Here is a 17,991-nt window from a genome sequence, read left to right as displayed (position 1 = left end):
CCGTACACTGTCCCGGACGGACATTCGGAGGAGTACGTGCCTGAAGGTGTGACCGCGGGGATCGCGCTCCTCGCCAACCGCTACGAGATCGGCGACGTCATCGGTCGCGGTGGGATGGCGACGGTGCACGTGGGCACCGACACCCGACTCGGACGCAAGGTCGCGGTGAAGCTGCTCAAGCCGAGCCTCGCCAACGACCCTGCGTTCCGCATCCGCTTCCGCCAGGAAGCCCAGGCGGCTGCGCGCATGGCGCACCCCACCATCGTCCGCGTCTACGACGCCGGCGAGGAAACCGTCACCGAGACCTCGGGCGCCGAGGTGCAGGTGCCCTACATCGTCATGGAGTACGTCGAGGGCCGTGCGCTCTCGGACATCGTCGCCGAGGGCCCGCTCGACCCGTCCGAGGCCGTGCGCATCACCGAGGGCATCCTCACCGCGCTCGAGTACTCGCACCGCGCCGGGGTCGTCCACCGCGACATCAAGCCCGCGAACGTGATGGTCGCCCACAACGGCCAGGTCAAGGTCATGGACTTCGGCATCGCCCGGGCCATCACCGACACCTCGGCGACCGTCGCGCAGACGACGTCGATCCTCGGGACCGCCTCGTACTTCTCGCCGGAGCAGGCCCGCGGCGAGACGGTCGACGCGCGCACCGACATCTACTCCACGGGCGTCGTGCTCTTCGAGCTCCTCACCGGCCGGGCACCGTTCATCGGTGACTCGCCCGTCGCGGTCGCGTACCAGCACGTGAGCGAGCAGCCGGTGGCCCCGTCGACGATCGCCCACGCCGTGTCGCCGGCCCTCGACGCCGTGACGCTGCACGCGCTCGTGAAGGACCGCACCCGACGCTTCCAGAACGCCGCCGAGTTCCGCTCCGACCTGCAGCAGGCCGCAGCGGGCAAGGTGCCGGTGTCGACCCGCAAGCTCCAACAGAACGCCGCGAACGACGCGTCGACGATGCTGTTCGGGGTCAACCCGCGCACGACGTCGAACCCCGCGGTCGCGTTCCGCGAGCTCGACGACGACACCGCCGAGCACCGCCCGCAGCGGACCCAGAACCGCCCGCCGGTGGCGTGGATCTGGGTGGGCATCATCTTGACCATCGCCGTGATCGCCGGCGTCGGCTTCTTCGTCGCGAACCTGCAGCCCGGCAAGGCGCCGGTGTCGTCCTCGGTCTCCGTCCCGAACGTCGTCGGCGGCACGTGGGACTCGGCGAAGTCCGCGCTCGAACAGCGCGACCTCAGCCCGGTCGAGGTCGGCGAGAACTCCGACGACGTCCCGAAGGACTCCGTCATCCGCACCGAGCCCGGTTCCGGCACGAACGTCGCGCGCAAGCAGAGCATCCGGGTCATCGTGTCGCTCGGCCCTGAGCAGGTGGCGGTCCCCGACCTGGCGGGGCAGACCCAGGACGCCGCACAACAGGCACTGAAGGCGGCCGGCTTCCAGGTCGGTGCGATCAACTCCGACTACTCGAACGACATCCCCGAGGGCACCGTCATCGACTCCGACCCAGCAGCGACGACGCAGCTCACCAAGGGCTCGGTCGTGAACCTGCGGGTCTCGAACGGCAAGGTCCGCCTGCCGAACGTCACGCAGCAGCCCTTCGGGACCGCGAACCAGACCCTCGTCTCGCTCGGCCTGACCGTGGTCCCCGTGGCCTCGAACTCCTGCACCGGCGGCCTCGTCGTGCAGCAGAGCGCACCGGAGGGTGACATCGCACAGGGCAGCTCGGTGACGCTGGTCTACTGCGCTGCTTCGGACAAGCCCACGCAGCAGCCGTCGTCGCCGGCGAACGGTGGCCAGCAGCAGGGCGGCACGCCGCCGTCCCCCGGCCAGTAGCGACCGCCGACGCGGGCGACCGCCGAGGCGGACGGGCGATCGTGACGGCGTAGCGCCTTCCTCGCGACGCGCGTCGCCTCGCGTCGCGTCGCGTCGCGTCGCGTTCAGCGCATCCCGCAGCGACGGGACGGTCGCGACCCGCGGGGACGCCTCGCACCGGTCTGGAGGCACGCCCCACGTCCGTCGGACTGCTCGGCGGGCCACATGGCTGGCTCCAGAGCCCGCCACCCGCGGCCGCCCCGACGGCGGCGGGCAGTCCGCGCGGTCGATTCAGCCGCGCTGTGCGGCGATGAGCGGGTTCAGCGCCGCGGCCCGCTCGGCCGCACCGGTCAGGCCGGTCGTCTCGAGCCAGTTGCCGACCATCCGGTACCCGCCCTCGGTGAGGACGGACTCCGGGTGGAACTGCACGCCGTACACGGGGTGGTCGCGGTGCTGGACACCCATGATGACGCCGCCACCGGTCCGCGCGGTGACGGTGAGCTCGTCCGGCACCGTGCCGTCGACGATCGCCAGCGAGTGGTAGCGCGTCGCGGTGAAGGGGTGCGGGACGCCGGTGAACAGGACGCTGTCGTCGTGGTCGACCTGCGAGGTCTTCCCGTGCATGAGTTCCTCGGCGTGCGTGACGGTCGCGCCGAGGGCCTCCGCGATGGCCTGGTGGCCGAGGCACACCCCGAGCAGCGGCGTCTCGGCCTGGATCGCGGCGCGCACCGTCGGGATGGAGACCCCGGCGTCGGCGGGCGTCCCCGGGCCGGGGGAGAGCAGCACGCCGTCGTAGTCGGCGAGGCGCTCGGCGATCTCGGACTCGGGGAAGGCGTCGTTGCGGACGACGTCGGTCTCGGCTCCGAGCTGCTGCACGTACCCGTTCAGCGTGTAGACGAAGCTGTCGTAGTTGTCGACGACGAGGATCTTGGTCATGGTCGCATCACCGTACCTGTGGGGGTGTGTGCGGCTCCTGGGGGCCGTGCCGCACACGCGGTCACGGTAGGATACCGGCCATGGCCAAGGACAAGGACCGCACCAAGCCCGCCCGGAGGACCCGAGCCGACTCGGTCGACACGGCCGGCGACCAGCCGAACCCCGTGTGGTTCAAGCCCGTCATGTTCGGCTTCATGCTGGTCGGGCTGGCGTGGGTCATCGTCTTCTACATCTCGAACACGACGCTGCCCGTGCCGTCGCTCGGGTCGTGGAACATCCTCATCGGCTTCGGCATCATGTTCGTCGGCTTCCTCATGACCACACGCTGGCGCTAGCCACCTCCGCTGTTCCGACGCCCGTCGCACCCCTCGGTGCGGCGGGCGTCGTCGTGTACCCGGGGTCGAAGCTGCCCGGAGCAACGTGGTGCTCGGTTGCGTGAACGCACTCCGGTCTGTCCACAAGCTCGGCCGGCCGTCGGCGCCGCTCTCCACACCACGGGCGGAGTTCTCCCCAGTTCTCCACACTTTCCCCAGCGTCATCCACACCCACGCCCCGGAGTTATCCACATGTGCATCCACAGTGGGGATAATCACACGCGTGTAACTCACCGAGTTGTCCCCAGTTGTGGAGAACTCCGTGCAGAGGTGTGGAAAACGACGACGTCCTGCGCTCCGCGGGCCCGTCACATCCGCGCCACTGGCCGTCACATCCGCTTCGAGGGCGCGGGAACGACGAACGCCCCACCGCGCACTGCGGTGGGGCGTTCGACGAACCAGGCCGGGATCAGCCGATCGTGACGGCGTACCCGACGTAGATCAGGGCGATCGCCGCGACAGCCTCGGCCACGAGCAGGGCGATCTGCAACGGCCGACGGCGGATGTTCCGCGTCTGGGCGAACACCAGGCCGGTGAGGAAGCCGCCCACGATGCCGCCGACGTGCGCCTGCCACGAGATGTTCGTCCCGGGCAGGAACCCGATCACGAGGTTGAGGCCGATGATCACCAGGAGCTGCACGGCGTTGATCCCCAGGCTCCGCTGGATGACGAAGAACGCCGCGAAGAGCCCGAAGATCGCCCCCGAGGCACCGAGCACACCGGTGCCGGGCGCCAGGACGGTGACCGCCAGGGTGCCGAAGATCCCGGAGATGAAGTACAGCGCCAGGAAGCGCCACGTCCCGAGCAGGTTCTCGAGCATGCGCCCGAACACCCACAGCGCCCACATGTTGAAGGCGATGTGGAAGAAGCCCGAGTGCACGAACAGCGACGTGACGATCCGCCACGGCTGCGTGGGCAGCAGCAGCGAGTTGTACGCAAGGAGTGCCGTCAGGTACCGGCCGGTCACCTGGTCGAGCAGCCAGATCGCCACCGAGACGACCACGAGCACGAACGTGCCCTTCTGGTCGAGCATGGCGAACCGGCGCCGAGCGACGGTCAGGCCGCTCGGCGCTCCGGATGCCTTCCGGTTCGCCGCGAACTGTGCCCGCTGTTCACGGACGCACTCCGGGCAGTGCACCCCGACCGCAGCCGGCGTCTGGCACTCGGTGCAGATCGTCCGTCCGCAGCGCTGGCAGAGGATGAAGCTCTGCCGGTCCGGGTGTCGGTAGCAGAAGTTGCCCGGGTTCGCAGCGTGGTCCGTCACCTGGACTCAGACGTCCTCGACGTCGATGCTCTGGATGACGACGTCCTCGAGCGGCTTGTCGCGACCGTCGGTCGGGACGGCCTCGATCGCGTCGACGACCGCGCGCGACTCGTCGTCCGCGACCTCACCGAAAATGGTGTGCTTGCCCTGGAGCCAGGGGGTGGCGACCGTGGTGATGAAGAACTGCGAACCGTTCGTGCCCCGGCCGCCCTGGATGCCGGCGTTCGCCATGGCGAAGATGTACGGCTTCTGGAAGGTGAGCTCGGGGGAGATCTCGTCGTCGAAGCGGTAGCCCGGGCCACCGATGCCCTGACCGAGCGGGTCGCCGCCCTGGATCATGAAGTCCTTGATGATGCGGTGGAAGATCACGCCGTCGTAGAGCTTGTCGGTCGAGACCTTGCCCGTGCCCGGGTGGGTCCACTCCTGCTTGCCGGTCGCGAGGTCGACGAAGTTCTTGACGGTCTTCGGAGCGTGGTTGCCGAACAGGTTGACGCGGACGTCGCCCTTGTTCGTGTGGATCGTTGCGACAGCGGTGTGCAGAGACATGTTCCGATTCTCGCATGTACTCCCGGTGCAGACACGGATTGCACAGCTGAGGCTCCGTGACCTGTCAGCCGCCCCGGTGGCAGGATGGGGTCACGCCGTTCCGATGGAGGTACCAGATGACGACGATCGAGATCCCGCGCAAGCGTCGGAAGCAGATCAAGAAGCTCAAGGGCAAGACCGCCTCGCTCCTCGGCGAGCAGCGCAAGGTCCTGGAGCACGCGAACGCGATCCTCGCCGAGGCTCGCTCGCACGCCGCAGACGCAGCTCGCAAGGACATCGCACCCCGCGTGCAGAACGCGATCGACAACGGGATCCGTCCCGCTGTCGCCACGAGCGTCCACGCAGCCACCTCGGCCGCGCAGAACGCCTCGCACCGCTTCCAGACCGAGGTCGTCCCGGGGCTCGTCGCCACCGCTGGCTCGGTCCTGAGCGTCAAGGACCTCGCCAAGGACCCGCGCGTCAAGAAGATCGTGAAGGACGCCCAGAAGAAGGGCGCCAAGGCGAAGAAGGCCGCGGCGAAGTACACGCCCGGTCACCAGAAGAAGGGCCTCGGCTTCGGTGGGGTCGCCCTCATCGTGGTCGGTGTCGTCGCCGTCGCCGGTGCTGCCTACGCGGCGTACCAGACGCTCCGCGCCGACGACGACCTGTGGGTCGCCGACGACGCTGACTCGGCGGAGAAGAAGTCCGCCTGACCTCCCGGTTCGTTCGAAGGGCCCCGGCACTGCGCCGGGGCCCTTCGTCGTCCCTGGCACGGGAGGTCGACGGCGCTGGGCCCCGTTGAGCGCGCACGATCTGTCACGCTCGTCGGCCCACGGCGACGAACACCGCCCACCCGCCGTCCTCCCCGCGGCGCGTCCTGCCCGATCGCCGGTGGGGTGCGCGAGCGGCGTGCGACCCTGGGCGACCGGCGCGCCCATGGGCAAGCGGCGTGCGCCCGTCAGCAAGCGGCGTGCGCCCGTCAGCAAGCGGCGTGCGCCCGTCAGCAAGCGGCGTGCGCCCGTCGGCAAGCGGCGTGCGCCCGTCGGCAAGCGGCGTGCGTCGGTACTGCTGGTCGGCAGCGCGGACTGGAGGCGCGCTGCCAGCCCGCCCCGCGCCTCCCGTCCGGTGCGCACCCTGCTCACGCGACGGCCCCGCCGTTCCGTCACGTCGTAGATCGTCGCGTTGTGCCCGGCCGCAGTCCGGCGTGTGCGCCACACCGAGGTGACACGACTCGCCTCGCGCCACACGTCGAGGTGTCGGAACTCCCCGCGCCCAGCACGTCGAGGTGTCGATGACCGCGCCCAGCGCCGGCGAGATGCCGCAATTCCGGCACCTCGGCGCGCACCCCCGAACGCCGCGCACACGCACACGCACACGCACGCGCACACGCACACGCACACCCGGGAACGACGAAGCCCCTGCGACGCCAGAGGCGACCAGGGGCTGTTCGGAGTGGAGCCTGGGAGAATCGAACTCCCGACATCCTGCTTGCAAAGCAGGCGCTCTACCAACTGAGCTAAGGCCCCGTACGGTACCGAGGTACCGACCGGATGTCGTACGTGGTGGGGCTACAAGGACTTGAACCTTGGACCTCTTCGTTATCAGCGAAGCGCTCTAACCGCCTGAGCTATAGCCCCTCAGACCGGATGAAAGCCTACCGCACCGATCCCGCAGAACGAAATCGAGTGGATCGACCCACCCAGCCCGGGTGTGTCAGTTGTTCGTGAACCCGACGAGCAAGCCGCCGGTGATCCGCACACTGAGGTTGTAGAGCACGCTCACGATCGCGCCGAGCACGGTGCCCACGACGACGTTGAGGATGCCGACCACGACCGAGAACCCGAGGACCTGGCCCAGCGAGAACTGGTCCATGATCGAGTACCCGCTCTGCCCGGTCACGTCCTTGAGCAGGGCGTCGATCTGCGTGAAGACACCGGTCTGGTTGAGGATGATCCACACCAGGGCGGTCGCCACGACGATCACGATCGAGCCGGCCAGGGCGATCAGGAAGGACAGCTTGACCATCGACCAGAAGTCGAGGTACACGAGCCGCAGTCGCACCTGACGGGTGCCGACGGGCCGCTTCGCCTTCTTCTGGAGCTTCTCGGCGACACTACTCATTGGTTGACTGGTCCTCTCCGGCCACGGGCTCGGTCGGTTCGGGGGCCGCTTCGTCAGGGCTGACCGTCTCCACCGGGCCTGCGGGCTCGATCTCGGCGTCGTCCTGGTCGTCCAGGTTCCGCTCACTGTTCCGGGCCACCGCGATGATCCGGTCGTTCTCCGCGAACCTCGCGAAGACCACACCCATCGTGTCGCGACCCTTGGCGGGCACCTCGGACACGGCAGACCTTACCACCTTGCCCGATTGCAGCACGACGAGCACCTCGTCGTCGCCGCCCACGATGAGCGCTCCCACGAGGTCGCCCCGGTCGGCCGCCAACTTGGCGACCTTGATGCCGAGACCACCACGGCCCTGCACCCGGTACTGGTCGACCGAGGTCCGCTTGGCGTAGCCGCCCTCGGTCATCACCCAGACGTACCCGTCGTCGGACACGACCCGCGCCGCGAGCAGCGAGTCGTCCCCGCGGAACGACATGCCCTTCACGCCGGAGGTCGAGCGCCCCATCGGACGGAGGCTGTCGTTCGTCGCGGTGAAGCGCAGCGACATGCCGTGCTTCGAGACGAGGAGCAGGTCGTCGGTCTCGTCGACGAGCAACGCCTGGCGGAGCTTGTCGCCCTCGCGCAGGTTGATCGCGATGATGCCACCGGTGCGGTTCGTGTCGTACTCGGTGAGCGCGGTCTTCTTGACGAGACCCTGCTCGGTGGCGAGCACGAGGTACTGCGCGGCCTCGTAGTCGCGGATGTCGAGCACCTGCTGGATCTGCTCGTCGGGCTGCATCGCGAGGAGGTTCGCGACGTGCTGGCCCTTGGCGTCGCGGCTGGCTTCCTGGAGCTCGTACGCCTTGGCGCGGTAGACCCGGCCCTGGTCGGTGAGGAACAGCAGCCAGTGGTGCGTCGTCGTGACGAAGAAGTGCTCGACGATGTCGTCGGCCCGGAGCTGGGCACCCTTGACGCCACGGCCACCGCGGTGCTGCGAGCGGTAGTTGTCGCTGCGCGTGCGCTTGACGTACCCGCCGCGGGTGATGGTGACGACCATCTCCTCCTCGGGGATGAGGTCCTCGATGGACATGTCGCCGTCGTAGCCGAGCAGGATCTCGCTGCGGCGGTCGTCGCCGAAGCGGTCGACGATCTCGGCGAGCTCGTCGCTGATGATGCTGCGCTGCCGGGTCTCCGAGCCCAGGATGTCCTGGAAGTCGGCGATCTTGCGCTCGAGCTCGTCGGCCTCGTCGTGGATCTTCTGGCGCTCGAGGGCGGCCAGGCGACGGAGCTGCAGTTCGAGGATCGCGCGCGCCTGGATCTCGTCGACGCTGAGCAGGTCCATGAGGCCCGTGCGCGCTTCTTCCACGTCGGGCGAGCGACGGATGAGCGCGATGACCTCGTCGAGGGCGTCGAGTGCCGCGAGGTAGCCGCGCAGGATGTGCGCGCGCTTCTCGGCCTCGCGCAGCCGGTACTGCGTGCGGCGGACGATGACGTCGATCTGGTGGTCGACCCACGCCGAGATGAAGCCGTCGAGCGCGAGCGTGCGCGGCACGCCGTCGACGATCGCGAGCATGTTCGCGCCGAAGTTCTCCTGCAGCTGCGTGTGCTTGTACAGGTTGTTCAGCACGACCTTCGCTACGGCGTCGCGCTTCAGCACGATGACCAGGCGCTGGCCGGTGCGGCCGGAGGTCTCGTCGCGGATGTCCGCGATGCCGGCGAGCTTGCCGTCCTTGACGCCCTCGGCGATGCGGATCGCGAGGTTGTCCGGGTTGACCTGGTACGGCAGCTCGGTGACGACCAGGCACGTGCGGCCCTGGATCTCCTCGACGTTCACGACGGCACGCATCGTGATCGACCCGCGGCCCGTGCGGTACGCGTCCTGGATGCCCTTGGTGCCGAGGATCTGCGCACCGGTCGGGAAGTCCGGGCCCTTGATCCGCTGCATGAGCGCCCCGAGGAGCTCCTCACGCGTCGCGTCCGGGTGCTCGAGCGCCCACTGCGCACCGGCCGCGACCTCGCGCAGGTTGTGCGGCGGGATGTTCGTCGCCATGCCGACCGCGATGCCGACGGAGCCGTTCACGAGCAGGTTCGGGAAGCGGGCCGGCAGGATCGCGGGCTCCTGCGTGCGGCCGTCGTAGTTGTCCTGGAAGTCGACGGTGTCCTCGTCGATGTCCCGGACCATCTCCATGGCGAGCGGCGCCATCTTGGTCTCGGTGTACCGGGGGGCTGCGGCGCCGTCGTTGCCGGGCGAACCGAAGTTGCCCTGGCCGAGCGCGAGCGGGTACCGGAGCGACCACGGCTGCACCAGGCGGACGAGTGCGTCGTAGATCGCGCTGTCGCCGTGCGGGTGGAACTGCCCCATGACGTCGCCGACGACGCGCGAGCACTTCGAGAACGCGCGGTCCGGGCGGTAGCCGCCGTCGAACATCGCGTAGATGACGCGACGGTGCACCGGCTTCAGCCCGTCCCGGACCTCCGGCAGGGCGCGGCCGACGATGACCGACATCGCGTAGTCCAGGTAGGAGCGCTGCATCTCGAGCTGCAGGTCGACCTGCGAGATGCGGTCTCCGGAGACGACGATGTCGCCGGAGTCGCCGTGCACGATCTCGGGCTGCTCGTCGTTCGTCTCGTTGTCGTCAGCCATGTGGCCTGGTCACCTTTCTGCACTGCCTGGAGGCAGGGGTTCCGTTCGTCGCGCCGGGCGCGACCACAGGTGGTCGGGACTGGTCGACGCGGCTGGCACCGCGCCTCCAGACCGGGTCTAGATGTCGAGGAACCGGACGTCCTTGGCGTTCTGCTGGATGAACTGGCGACGGGACTCGACGTCCTCGCCCATCAGCGTCGCGAAGACGCTGTCCACCGCGGCGGCGTCCTCGAGGGTGACCTGCAGGAGCGTGCGGGTGTCCGGGTTCATCGTGGTGTCCCAGAGCTCCTTGTAGTCCATCTCGCCGAGGCCCTTGTAGCGCTGGATGCCGTTGTCCTTCGGGATGCGCTTGCCGGAGGCGAGACCCGCGGTCATCATCGCGTCGCGCTCCCGGTCGCTGAACACGTACTCGTGTGCGGCGTTCGACCACTTCAGGCGGTACAGCGGCGGCTGTGCGAGGTACACGTAGCCGCGCTCGATGAGCGGGCGCATGTACCGGAACAGCAGCGTCAGCAGCAGCGTCGTGATGTGCTGCCCGTCGACGTCGGCATCGGCCATCAGCACGATCTTGTGGTACCGGGCCTTGTCCGGGTCGAAGTCCTCCCCGATGCCGGCGCCGAACGCCGTGATCATCGACTGGATCTCCTGGTTGGCGAGCGCACGGTCGAGCCGGGCCTTCTCGACGTTCAGGATCTTGCCGCGCAGCGGCAGGATCGCCTGCGTCATCGGGTTGCGGCCCTGCACGGCGGAACCGCCGGCGGAGTCGCCCTCGACCATGAAGATCTCGGAGACCGTCGGGTCCTTCGACTGGCAGTCCTTGAGCTTGCCGGGCATGCCACCCGACTCGAGGAGCCCCTTGCGCCGGGTCGTCTCGCGCGCCTTGCGGGCGGCGAGACGGGCCTGCGACGCCTGGATCGCCTTGCGGATGACGTCACGCGCCTGCGTCGGGTTGCTCTCGAACCAGTGGCTGAGCTCGCTGCCGACGACGCGCTGCACGAAGCCCTTCGCCTCGGTGTTGCCGAGCTTCGTCTTCGTCTGGCCCTCGAACTGCGGTTCGCCGAGCTTCACGGAGATGACGGCCGTCAACCCTTCGCGGATGTCGTCACCCGTGAGGTTGTCGTCCTTGTCCTTGAGGATCTTCGTGTCCTTGGCGTACTTGTTCACCAGGGAGGTCAGCGCGGCACGGAAGCCCTCTTCGTGGGTGCCGCCCTCGTGCGTGTTGATCGTGTTCGCGAAGGTGTGGACGCTCTCCTGGTACGAGGTGTTCCACTGCATCGCGATCTCGAGCGCGATCTTGCGCTCGGTGTCCTCGGCCTCGATGGCGATGACGTCCGGGTGGACGAGATCGGCCTTCTTCTGCGCGTTGAGGTACTCGACGTAGTCGGGCAGCCCGCGCTCGTAGCGGAAGGAGTCGCCGCGCGACTCCTCGCCCTCGTCGGGGGTCCGCTCGTCGCGCAGCGTGATCCGCAGGCCCTTGTTGAGGAAGGCCATCTGCTGGAAGCGCGTGCGCAGGGTCTCGTAGTCGAACTCGACGGTCTCGAAGATCTCGGCGTTCGGCCAGAACGTGATCGTCGTGCCGGTCTCGTCGGTCGCTTCGCCCTGGGCGACCGGGGCGACCGGGACGCCGTCGGTGTAGCTCTGACGCCAGACGTGGCCTTGGCGGCGCACCTCGACGTCGAGCTCGGAGCTCAGGGCGTTCACGACGGAGGAGCCGACGCCGTGCAGACCACCGGAGACCGCGTAGCCGCCGCCACCGAACTTGCCGCCGGCGTGCAGGACGGTCAGGACGACCTGGAGCGTCGAGACGCCCTCGGCCGCGTGCACGTCGACCGGGATGCCACGGCCGTTGTCGACCACGCGGACGCCGCCGTCCTCGCGGATGGTGACGTCGATGGTGTCGCAGTAGCCGGCGAGGGCTTCGTCGACGGAGTTGTCGACGATCTCCTGCACGAGGTGGTGGAGCCCGCGCGGACCGGTCGAGCCGATGTACATGCCGGGGCGCTTGCGGACCGCTTCGAGCCCTTCCAGCACCTGAATCTGGTCTGCGCCGTACGATGGTTCCGGCTGCGGGGCCTGCTCGGTCTCGCCCTGCGGGATCGTCTGGTCGTCGTCAGATTCTGCTGTCATCTCGAAGTGGCTCCTGCCTGCGCGCGGAACGGCCGCACACTGCACCCCGAGTCTACCGTAGGGACCCCCGCATCCGAGGCCGTGTTCGGCCCACAGACGGGGTTTTTTCGTCCGGTAGGACGATTTCGTCGGCCTAGCCGTAGGTGTCGCGCGGGCCGCGCCCCTGGACGGTCCTGGGACCGCGTTTCCAGGTGGGGACGTCCGGCCCGGAAACCCGGATGGACTGGACCCCGGCCTCGGGGTGCCGCTCGGCGATCGTCGTGGTGACCGTGGCGCGCATGAGCCGGAGCTGCGTCGCCCACGCGGTCGAGTCGCACCGGATGACCAGCGCACCGTCGTCGATCGTCATCGGTCGCGAGTGCTTCGCGAGCTCCTCGCCGACCACCGCGGGCCAGTCGACGAACAGCTCGGAGCGCGCGAGCGGCTCCGTCCAGCCGAGCTCGGCGGCGAGGGAGCCGACGACGTCGCCGAGACCCCGGGGTTCGCGGCCGCGACCGTACGGCACCGAGTCGGCGTCGAGTTCGCGGGCACGACGGCGACGGGCGTCGACGGTCCGGAGGGAGGGGTCGCCGTACACCGCGCGGAGGTGGCGGTAGACCCGGCTCGGCTCGGTGGGCTTCCAGGGCTTCGGCATCAGGCGTCCGCCCCGGTCGTCGTCGCCGCGGGTGCCGCCGCGGGGGTGACGGTCGCGCCGGACAGGTCGGTCTCGCCGGACAGGTCGGTCGCGTCGGTCGCGTCGGACGGGTCAGTTGCTTCGGACGCGCCGGTCGCGTGGTCGGCGGTCGGACGGGAGGTACTGCTCGCGTCCGCCTCGTCGGTCACGATCGTCCCGGCCTCGATCCGCACGGTGTGCGCCGCGAGCTGGGCCGGCACGTCCCCGTGCACGGCGGCGGTGATGAGGACCTGCTCGTAGTCGGCGACCGCCCCGGCCAGGCGTTCCCTGCGGGACTCGTCGAGCTCGGCGAACACGTCGTCGAGGATGATGATCGGGTCGCCGAGGGTCGACTCCGCGCGCAGGACAGCGGCACTGGCGAGCTTGACCGCGAGCGCGAACGACCACGACTCCCCGTGACTCGCGTACCCACGGGCGGGTAACCCGTTCAGCTGGAAGAGCACGTCGTCCCGGTGGGGTCCGACGAGCGTCAGGCCACGGTCGAGCTCGTCGCGGCGACGGCGCTCGAGCGCGGCCCGGAAGGCATCGGCGGCGGCCGCCACGGAGACCGGTTCCTCCGGGGTGCCGAGCACCGGGTCGGTCGCCGCGGCGTCCTCGGGGTCGCCGCCCCGCACGCTGAGCACACCCGTGATCGTGGCCTCGTGCCGTTCACCGGCGACGGTCGCGTACGCCTCGGTGACGAAGGGCGCCAACCGGCGGGTGAGGTGGTCGCGCGCGGCGATGACCTCGGACCCGAAGGCCACGAGTCGCTCGTCCCAGACGTCGAGCGTCGCGAGGGAGCCAGCGCGGGACCCGGTCGCGCGCGCCGACTTCAGCAGGGTGTTCCGCTGGCGGAGCGTGCGGTCGTAGTCGGCGAGGACGCCCTGCATCCGCGGCGCGATCTGGCCGAGCAGCTCGTCGAGCATGCGGCGCCGGCCGGCCGGTTCGCCGCGGACCAGCGCGAGGTCCTCGGGTGCGAACAGGACGCTCGTGCAGTAGCGCGGGAGCTCGCGCGGCTTGATCGCCGCCCGGTTCACCTGCGCACGGTTCGACCCGGTCCGGTTGATCTGGACCTCGGCGAGGATGCTGCGGTCGTCGTGGGCGAGACGTGCGCGGACGATCGCGGCGTCGCAGCCCTGGCGGACGAGTGCCGCATCGGTCGGGACGCGGTGCGATCCGAGGGTGGACAGGTAGCCGATCGCCTCGACGAGGTTGGTCTTGCCCTGCCCGTTGCGCCCGACGAACAGGTTCGGCCCGCGTGCGAGGACCACCTCCGCCTCCCGGTAGTTCCGGAAGTCGGTGAGTTGCAGGTGGTCGACGTGCACGCGGGCCGAGGGTCCGGGTGGGTACCCGGGCTACGCCTTCTTGACGGCGTGGCCGCCGAACTGGTTGCGGAGCGCCGCGACGGCCTTCATCGTCGGGGACTGGCTGCCCTGACGCGAGACGAAGCGGGCGAACATCGCGGCCGAGAGCGCGGGCATCGGCACCGCGAGCTCGATCGCCTCTTCGAGGGTCCAGCGACCCTCGCCCGAGTCGTCGACGTAGCCCTCGAGCTCGTCGAGCTTCGGGTCCTCGTTGATCGCGAGGACGAGCAGGTCGAGCAGCCAGGAACGGACGACCGTCCCGCGCTGCCACCCGGCGAAGACGGCGGGCACGTCGTGGACGATGTCCTTCGCCTCGAGGAGCTCGTAGCCCTCGCCGTACGCCTGCATGATCGCGTACTCGATGCCGTTGTGGACCATCTTCGCGTAGTGGCCCGCGCCGACGCCGCCGGCGTGCGAGAAGCCCTCCTCGCGGGGGCCCTCGGGACGCAGCGCGTCGAAGACCGGCATCGCGAACTCGACGTCCTCGGCGGCACCGCCGACCATGAGGCCGTAGCCGTTGTCCTTGCCCCAGACGCCGCCCGAGACGCCGGCGTCCATGTAGCGGATGCCCTTGGCGTCGAGCTGCTTGGCGTGCACCTCGTCGTCGAGCCACTTCGAGTTGCCGCCGTCGATGACCAGGTCGCCCTCGCCGAGGACCTCGGCCAGGTCGGAGATCACGTCGTCCGTGATCTTGCCGTGCGGGACCATGACCCAGACGAGCTTCTTGCCCTCGGGCAGTGCGGCGGCGAGTGCGCCGAGGTCGGCGACGTCGGAGACGGCGGGGTTCGCGTCGTACCCGGTGACCTCGATGCCTGCGTTGCGGAGACGGGCACGCATGTTGTTGCCCATGCGACCGAGGCCGACAAGACCGATGTGCATGATTTCCTCTTCTGTTCGTCGTCGCGCTGATGCACGGTTGGCGCGTCAGCGCAGTGTTCGGCTGTTGCGCTTACCGCAGCAGGAGATTGGGCTGCAGCAGGTACCGGTATCCGTCCGTCGCCGGGGCCTCCTGGGAGGTCTGGCCGGTGATGAGCACCGGGCCCGGCTTGTTGGGGTTCTCCGTCTTGGTGAAGGAGATCCGGACGAACTCGGAGTGCACCGCGTTCAACCCGTCCAGGAGGAAGGCGGGCTTCAGCGAGACCACCGTTTCCTCACCGGTCAGCAACGCACTGATCGACTCTGACGCCTGCGCTTGTTCGGAACCGATCGCCTCGAGCGTGAGCCCGTCGACCGAGAAGGAGAACCGGAGGGCGGCTTCGCGCTCCAGGACGAGGGAGACCCGTCGGACGGCCTCGACCAGTTCCGCGGTGTTGATCACCGCGTGGTCCTGGACCGTCTCGGGGAAGAGCCGGCGGACCGGCGGGTAGTTGCCCTTGATGAGCAGCGACGTGACCGTCTTGTCGTCGGCGTGGAACGCGATGAGCTCGCGGTCCGAGCTGCCGCTGATCGACACCGACACCGTGGACGCCGAGCCGAAGGTGCGGCCGACCTCCTGCAGGGTGCGGGCGGGGACGAGTGCGTGCAGGGGCTCGGAGCCGACGCGGCCGGAGTCCCACGCGATCGTGCGGATCGCGACGCGGTAGCGGTCGGTCGCGGTGAGCGACAGGTCGTTGTCGCCGACCTCGAGCTGCACGCCCGTGATCACCGGGGTGACGTCGTCACGACTCGCGGCGACGGCGACCTGGGACACGGCCTCCGAGAAGGCGTCGCCCGGGATGACACCGGTCTGCTCGCCGATCTCGGGGAGGGTCGGGTACTCCTCGACCGGCATCGACAGCAGCGTGAAGTGCGCCGGGCCGCAGGCGACCGAGATCCGGGACTCCTCGGTCGTGAAGGTGACCGGGGCGTTCGGCAGGCGGCTGGCGATGTCGTTCAGGAGCCGGCCGGAGACGAGCACCGTGCCGGACTCGTCGACCTGGGCCGTGATCGACGTCTGCGCCGAGACTTCGTAGTCGAACGACGAGAGCGTCAGCCGGTCGCCCTCTGCGTGGATCAGGACGCCGGAGAGGATCGGGAGGGTCGTGCGCTGTGGGAGGAGCTTCACCGCGAAGGAGACGGCTTCGGAGAAGACGTCCCGGTTGACCTCGAACTTCACAGCTGGGACCCCTGTCGATCGGTTGACTGTCCGGCCGCCCCATTGTGGCACAGCGGAGGGAGCGCCGGATTTCTTGTCGTTCGGCCCTCCACAAGGTTGGCCTCTGGAGTGATCTAGATGACAAGGAGTAATGGTCTTAACGCCTGTGCACACTGTGGACAACTCTGTGCATCCCAGTTCTCCACAGGGAACTACACACGTGTGAGTTGTGAGTGGGGTGTTGACGGCTTCTGGATGAGCAAAAGTCACTTATCCACTTCCATCCCCAGTCTCCACAGGTGGGTGTGGATCTGTGTACAACCGGACCGCGTGTCCTCCACAGTTATCCACAGGCTTTCCACACTGTGGGAATCTCGGCCCATGGAACCGTCTCAGATGGTGGATGGGCGCTGAGGCGGGCCGATCCGGGGAGGTGATCCGTGCCTCCAGGCCGGGTTGGGGGCGCGACGACGGAACCGGGCCCGCAGGGTCGGCGGGGGGCGCGTCGGACGTCCCGGGGGCAGCGGATGGACAGCGTCGCGCGGATCAGCGGGAGCGGCGGTCCTGCTTGATGCGGCTCGCGGTCCTGCTCGGTGCGGCTGCCGGAGATGGGTGCGGTCTCGGTGACCTGGTGGTGGAGCCGGGCTCAGCGGTACCGGCGGTCCTGCTTGATGCGGCTCGTCAGCTCGGTGACCTGGTTGTAGATCGACCGCCGCTCCTTCATCAGCTCGGTGATCTTCTTGTTCGCGTACATGACCGTGGTGTGGTCGCGGTTGCCGAACAGCTGCCCGATCTTCGGCAGGGACAGGCTCGTCATCTCGCGGCACAGGTACATCGCGATCTGCCGAGCGGTGGCGATCGCCTGCGACCGGGAGGACCCGTAGAGGTCGTCGACGGAGAGCTTGAAGTACTCCGCGGTGTGGTTGATGATGTCCGTCGGCGCGATCACGTTGTCGTCGTCGAGGGTGATCAGGTCCTTGAGCACCGTCTGCACCAGGGCCATGTCGACGGCCGTCCGGTTGAGGCTCGCGAACGCCGTGACGCGGATGAGCGTCCCCTCGAGCTCCCGGATGTTGCTCGACACCTTCGAGGCCATGAACTCGAGGATGTCGTCCGGCACCTGCAGGTGGTCGGACTGCGCCTTCTTGCGGAGGATCGCGATGCGGGTCTCGAGGTCGGGTGCCTGCACGTCGGTGATCAGGCCCCACTCGAAGCGGGAGCGCATCCGGTCCTCGAAGCCGGTGAGGTGCTTCGGCGCGACGTCCGACGTGATGACGACCTGCTTGTTGTGGTCGTGCAGCGTGTTGAACGTGTGGAAGAAGGCCTCCTGCGTGGAGTCCTTCCCCTGCAGGAACTGGATGTCGTCGATCAGCAGGATGTCGATGTCGCGGTACCGCTGCTGGAACTGGTTCGCGCGGTTGTTCGCGATCGAGTTGATGAAGTCGTTGGTGAACTCCTCGCTCGACACGTACCGGACGCGGATCCCCGGGTAGAGGCTCTCGGCGTAGTGGCCGATCGCGTGGAGCAGGTGCGTCTTGCCGAGCCCGGAGTCGCCGTAGATGAAGAGCGGGTTGTAGGCCTTGGCCGGGGCCTCGGCGACCGCGACGGCTGCGGCGTGGGCGAACCGGTTCGAGGACCCGATGACGAAGTTGTCGAAGTTGTACTTCGGGTTGAGCCGGGACTCCGGGCGCCCGCTCGTGCCCGGTGCGTCGATCTGGCTCGGGACGAACGGCGCCTCGATGTACTGCCGCGGTGCCGCGCTCTGCTCGACGGGCTGCTGCACGGGCTCGGCGTACTCGGGCACGTGCGACGAGACGACCGGGTCGACCCGCGGCTCGGAGGCCATGTCGGGGTTGACCGTGATCGCGAAGTTCGCGACCGAGTCGTCGCCGACCCGGGAGACCGCCTCGGTGATCGGGATCCGGATCCGCTGTTCGAGCATGCCGCGGGTCAGGTCGTTCGGGACCTCGAGGTAGAGGGTGCCGGCGAGGACGCCCTTCGGTTCGACCAGGTTGAGGAAGCCGTGCAGCTGCGGCGTGATGCGGTCGTCCTCCGACAGGAGGCCCAGGACGGAGGACCAGAGGTCCTCGACGGGATCGGCCGGCATCGTCAT

At 68.9% G+C, this 17,991-nt stretch carries 14 protein-coding genes and 2 tRNA genes; 3 read left to right on the top strand and 13 right to left on the bottom strand.

Annotation, left to right across the window (positions count from 1 at the left end):
- Positions 1–36 precede the first annotated feature (36 nt).
- Positions 37–1,839: a Stk1 family PASTA domain-containing Ser/Thr kinase gene (gene pknB, locus QOL16_RS00080; protein ID WP_302847185.1), complete on the top strand. Its 1,803-nt coding sequence runs from the start codon at positions 37–39 to the stop codon at positions 1,837–1,839.
- Between the two features lie 270 nt (positions 1,840–2,109).
- On the opposite strand, the gene QOL16_RS00075 is transcribed toward pknB, so the two are convergent.
- A complete protein-coding gene (locus tag QOL16_RS00075; protein ID WP_065960429.1) occupies positions 2,110–2,754 on the bottom strand; it encodes an aminodeoxychorismate/anthranilate synthase component II in 645 nt (214 codons plus the stop codon).
- A gap of 80 nt (positions 2,755–2,834) precedes the next feature.
- On the opposite strand from QOL16_RS00075, the gene QOL16_RS00070 reads away from it, so the two are divergent.
- The gene (locus QOL16_RS00070) at positions 2,835–3,089 is read left to right on the top strand and encodes a cell division protein CrgA (RefSeq protein WP_058741043.1); all 255 of its coding nucleotides are present in this window, start codon (positions 2,835–2,837) and stop codon (positions 3,087–3,089) included.
- Positions 3,090–3,537: 448 nt separating this feature from the next.
- On the opposite strand, the gene QOL16_RS00065 is transcribed toward QOL16_RS00070, so the two are convergent.
- Both QOL16_RS00065 and QOL16_RS00060 read right to left on the bottom strand, forming a co-directional pair.
- On the bottom strand, positions 3,538–4,392 hold the full coding sequence (locus QOL16_RS00065) for a rhomboid family intramembrane serine protease (RefSeq protein WP_065960433.1): 855 nt from the start codon (positions 4,390–4,392) through the stop codon (positions 3,538–3,540).
- Positions 4,393–4,398: 6 nt separating this feature from the next.
- Positions 4,399–4,938: a peptidylprolyl isomerase gene (locus QOL16_RS00060; protein ID WP_065960438.1), complete on the bottom strand. Its 540-nt coding sequence runs from the start codon at positions 4,936–4,938 to the stop codon at positions 4,399–4,401.
- Between the two features lie 116 nt (positions 4,939–5,054).
- Here QOL16_RS00060 and QOL16_RS00055 point away from each other — a divergent pair, with 116 nt between their 5' ends.
- Positions 5,055–5,630: a hypothetical protein gene (locus QOL16_RS00055; RefSeq protein WP_083230051.1), complete on the top strand. Its 576-nt coding sequence runs from the start codon at positions 5,055–5,057 to the stop codon at positions 5,628–5,630.
- 740 nt (positions 5,631–6,370) lie between these two features.
- Here QOL16_RS00055 and QOL16_RS00050 read toward each other — a convergent pair.
- The 10 genes from QOL16_RS00050 to dnaA all read right to left on the bottom strand — a co-directional run bounded on the left by QOL16_RS00050 (position 6,371) and on the right by dnaA (position 17,991).
- Positions 6,371–6,443: transfer RNA gene (locus QOL16_RS00050), tRNA-Ala, on the bottom strand.
- Positions 6,444–6,477: 34 nt separating this feature from the next.
- A tRNA-Ile gene (locus QOL16_RS00045) sits at positions 6,478–6,554 on the bottom strand.
- A gap of 76 nt (positions 6,555–6,630) precedes the next feature.
- Positions 6,631–7,038 (bottom strand): DUF3566 domain-containing protein, encoded by a 408-nt coding sequence (locus tag QOL16_RS00040; protein ID WP_065960445.1) that lies wholly within the window; start codon positions 7,036–7,038, stop codon positions 6,631–6,633.
- Entirely contained in the window at positions 7,031–9,661 is a 2,631-nt protein-coding gene (gene gyrA / locus QOL16_RS00035; RefSeq protein ID WP_071248044.1) for a DNA gyrase subunit A, read from the bottom strand. The genes QOL16_RS00040 and gyrA overlap by 8 nt, the downstream gene beginning before the upstream one ends.
- 117 nt (positions 9,662–9,778) lie before the next feature.
- The gene (gene gyrB / locus QOL16_RS00030; protein WP_071285559.1) at positions 9,779–11,788 is read right to left on the bottom strand and encodes a DNA topoisomerase (ATP-hydrolyzing) subunit B; all 2,010 of its coding nucleotides are present in this window, start codon (positions 11,786–11,788) and stop codon (positions 9,779–9,781) included.
- A 133-nt stretch (positions 11,789–11,921) separates the two neighbouring features.
- Complete coding sequence (locus tag QOL16_RS00025; RefSeq protein WP_065960451.1) at positions 11,922–12,422, bottom strand: DUF721 domain-containing protein; 501 nt, start codon at positions 12,420–12,422, stop codon at positions 11,922–11,924.
- Entirely contained in the window at positions 12,422–13,765 is a 1,344-nt protein-coding gene (gene recF, locus QOL16_RS00020) for a DNA replication/repair protein RecF (RefSeq protein ID WP_071285557.1), read from the bottom strand. Before recF ends, QOL16_RS00025 begins: the two co-directional genes overlap by 1 nt.
- A 30-nt stretch (positions 13,766–13,795) precedes the next feature.
- Entirely contained in the window at positions 13,796–14,683 is an 888-nt protein-coding gene (gnd, locus tag QOL16_RS00015) for a phosphogluconate dehydrogenase (NAD(+)-dependent, decarboxylating) (protein ID WP_139197518.1), read from the bottom strand.
- 70 nt (positions 14,684–14,753) lie between these two features.
- Entirely contained in the window at positions 14,754–15,899 is a 1,146-nt protein-coding gene (gene dnaN / locus QOL16_RS00010) for a DNA polymerase III subunit beta (RefSeq protein WP_071285555.1), read from the bottom strand.
- Between the two features lie 625 nt (positions 15,900–16,524).
- Positions 16,525–17,991 carry a chromosomal replication initiator protein DnaA gene (gene dnaA / locus QOL16_RS00005; protein ID WP_065960460.1) on the bottom strand — a complete coding sequence of 489 codons (1,467 nt, stop codon included), beginning with the start codon at positions 17,989–17,991 and terminating at the stop codon, positions 16,525–16,527.

Origin of the sequence: Curtobacterium sp. MCBA15_004, assembly GCF_001865055.2 — a bacterium.
In the GTDB taxonomy this organism is placed as follows: domain Bacteria; phylum Actinomycetota; class Actinomycetes; order Actinomycetales; family Microbacteriaceae; genus Curtobacterium.
The sequence above is the reverse complement of the archived record's forward strand: the minus strand, read 5'-3'. Positions and strand labels throughout refer to the sequence as shown.

What these genes read in the sequence shown, in the direction of transcription:
- QOL16_RS00075 (WP_065960429.1), bottom strand. Translation starts at nt 2,754, where the DNA reads ATGACCAAGATCCTCGTCGTCGACAACTACGACAGCTTCGTCTACACG.
- QOL16_RS00070 (WP_058741043.1), top strand. Translation starts at nt 2,835, where the DNA reads ATGGCCAAGGACAAGGACCGCACCAAGCCCGCCCGGAGGACCCGAGCC.
- QOL16_RS00060 (WP_065960438.1), bottom strand. Translation starts at nt 4,938, where the DNA reads ATGTCTCTGCACACCGCTGTCGCAACGATCCACACGAACAAGGGCGAC.
- QOL16_RS00055 (WP_083230051.1), top strand. Translation starts at nt 5,055, where the DNA reads ATGACGACGATCGAGATCCCGCGCAAGCGTCGGAAGCAGATCAAGAAG.
- QOL16_RS00040 (WP_065960445.1), bottom strand. Translation starts at nt 7,038, where the DNA reads ATGAGTAGTGTCGCCGAGAAGCTCCAGAAGAAGGCGAAGCGGCCCGTC.
- gyrA (WP_071248044.1), bottom strand. Translation starts at nt 9,661, where the DNA reads ATGGCTGACGACAACGAGACGAACGACGAGCAGCCCGAGATCGTGCAC.
- gyrB (WP_071285559.1), bottom strand. Translation starts at nt 11,788, where the DNA reads ATGACAGCAGAATCTGACGACGACCAGACGATCCCGCAGGGCGAGACC.
- QOL16_RS00025 (WP_065960451.1), bottom strand. Translation starts at nt 12,422, where the DNA reads ATGCCGAAGCCCTGGAAGCCCACCGAGCCGAGCCGGGTCTACCGCCAC.
- gnd (WP_139197518.1), bottom strand. Translation starts at nt 14,683, where the DNA reads ATGCACATCGGTCTTGTCGGCCTCGGTCGCATGGGCAACAACATGCGT.
- dnaA (WP_065960460.1), bottom strand. Translation starts at nt 17,991, where the DNA reads ATGACGATGCCGGCCGATCCCGTCGAGGACCTCTGGTCCTCCGTCCTG.